We start from the raw sequence: 237 nt of genomic DNA, 5'->3' as shown, positions 1-237 counted from the left end.
TCCCGAATTGCAGTCGACACTCCGCATCGAGGACGTCCCGACCGTCCGGGCGATGGTCGCCCAAAAGCTGCGCGAGGCGATCATGTCCGGAACGCTCAAACCAGGGCAGCGGCTGGTCGAGCGCGAAGACGATCGACCGGGCGATATCGGCCGCGTCGAGCGCCATCCTGAACTGGTCGAAATAGTCCTTCTCTTTCCGCGTATCGCCGCGGTAGCGGGTCAGGATGATATTGGTCC

General features: G+C 62.9%; 1 pseudogene. It reads right to left on the bottom strand.

From position 1 onward, the window contains the following. A pseudogene (locus tag G8O24_RS45535) lies at window positions 1–237 on the bottom strand (hypothetical protein); the annotation flags it as partial.

This window comes from Bradyrhizobium campsiandrae (assembly GCF_014529705.1).
Taxonomy (GTDB): Bacteria; Pseudomonadota; Alphaproteobacteria; order Rhizobiales; family Xanthobacteraceae; genus Bradyrhizobium; species Bradyrhizobium campsiandrae.
This window is presented reverse-complemented; position numbering and strand designations above follow the sequence as displayed.